The sequence below is a fragment of the Caballeronia sp. genome (assembly GCF_049581465.1).
GTDB lineage: Bacteria > Pseudomonadota > Gammaproteobacteria > Burkholderiales > Burkholderiaceae > Caballeronia.
The window spans coordinates 1-1,766 of the sequence record NZ_JBAUSA010001359.1; the positions used below are offsets into that span (position 1 = coordinate 1).

At 60.6% G+C, this 1,766-nt stretch carries 3 protein-coding genes; all 3 read left to right on the forward strand.

The window, feature by feature from the left end; translation table 11 throughout:
• Positions 1–103 precede the first annotated feature (103 nt).
• Positions 104–391 carry a DUF1330 domain-containing protein gene (locus tag WCA53_RS32820; RefSeq protein ID WP_423921772.1) on the forward strand — a complete coding sequence of 96 codons (288 nt, stop codon included), beginning with the start codon at positions 104–106 and terminating at the stop codon, positions 389–391.
• A gap of 93 nt (positions 392–484) precedes the next feature.
• Complete coding sequence (locus WCA53_RS32825; RefSeq protein ID WP_423921775.1) at positions 485–1,108, forward strand: MlaC/ttg2D family ABC transporter substrate-binding protein; 624 nt, start codon at positions 485–487, stop codon at positions 1,106–1,108.
• Between the two features lie 125 nt (positions 1,109–1,233).
• On the forward strand, positions 1,234–1,766 hold a 533-nt coding region (locus WCA53_RS32830; protein WP_423921778.1), incomplete at its 3' end, for a DEAD/DEAH box helicase.

Genomic DNA, 1,766 nt, shown 5'->3' on the forward strand with positions numbered 1-1,766 from the left:
GGCGAGTCCTTCCCGGCTCTTGCGAGGACACCGCGTGCCGAGTGCGCGTGCGGTTTCGTGGCATTATCGTGTGTACCTTCACAGCGCTGCAGGAGCGTACGTCATGGCGACTTATATCGTTTTTACACGAGAAAGCACGCAGGACCAGGGCGAGCTTGACACCTACCAAAGCAAGGTCGGCGAGACCTTCAAAGGTCACCCGGTCAAGATTCTCGCGGCCTACGGACCTCAGCAGGTGCTTGAGGGCGACGGGCCGGAGGGCGTGGTGATCGTGGAATTTCCGTCCACGGAGGATGCGCGTGCGTGGTATGACAGCCCGGCGTATCAGGAGGTCGTGCAGCACCGGTTCAAGGGGGCGCGCTATCGCGCGGTTCTCGTCGAAGGCAGGTGAGGCGTGCCCATGCGACGTGGTCGGCCGTAGAGGAGGATACTTGTCCAGCACCGCGTTAATGCAAGTTAATGCATTCAGCCAGGATTCCTTCATATGAAGACTCTATTGCTGGTCCCTCTTTGCGCAGCGTTGTTTTCGTTCAGCGGTGCGGCGTACGCGCAAATCGACTCATCGGAGCCGCAGGTGCTTATCAAGACCGCGACGCAGCAGATACTCGACGAGGTGCGAAGGCGGGCAATCGAGCCGAACGATATCCCTCGCATCATGGATATCGTGAACAGGGACATTCTTCCTTACACCGATTTTCACCGCACCACGTTGCTCGCGATGGGCCGCTACTGGAGGACGGCGACGCCGGCGCAGCAGCAACAAGTGGTCGAACAGTTCGAACTGCTCCTGATTCACACCTATTCGGGCGCGATTGGTCAGCTCCGCGCGGATCAAAAGATCGATTACCCGCCGTTGCACATCGCTCCAGCCGATACGGACGTTGTGGTGCGCACGGTCGCGCTCATGGGCGGCCAGCCGTCGGAGATCGACTACCGGCTGTATAAGACACCCCAGGGCTGGCGCTTATATGACCTGAACGTGCTCGGCGTCTGGCTGGTCCAGACATATCGGCAGCAGTTCAGCGACAGGATCCAGCAAAGCGGCGTGGACGGTCTGATTCAGTTTCTCACTGAGCGCAATCAGCAGCTCGCTTCAGGCAAGCAGTAAGTGACTAAGTTCGGGTAGGGTGGCGCTTCGCCGTTTCCTACCCTTATTTGGCCTCATAGGGCGCCGGCTCTACTAGCACGGCAGCCCGACAGCAAACCAAAACCGCGCGGCATAAAATAGCGCCTATGAGGAAAATCAAGCCCGCCGCCAGCGTCTTGTTCGATTTCCACCCCTCGGTCGCCAACTGGTTCACGCGTCACTTTCCAGCGCCGACAGAAGCGCAGACTCGTGCCTGGCCGCTTCTCAAAGCCCACCGCTCGACGCTGGTCGCCGCGCCGACGGGTTCAGGCAAGACGCTTACTGCATTTCTAGCCGCCATCGACGACCTGATACGCGAAGGCCTTGCGAACGGCGGGTTGCTGCCGGACCAGACAACCGTGGTCTACGTCTCGCCGCTCAAAGCACTTTCCAACGACGTCCGCATCAACCTGCAAGACCCGCTAGCCGGCATCGCCGAGGAGATGGAGCGCCTGGATCTCCCGCCCGTCGAGATCCGCGCTGCCGTGCGTACCGGGGACACCACCCAGCAGGAACGCAACGCGCTCAGGAAGCGCCCCGCGCATATCCTCGTGACCACGCCCGAGTCGCTTTACGTGCTGCTCGGTTCAAATTCCGGCCGCAGCATGCTTTCGACGACGCGCACGGTGATCGTCGACGA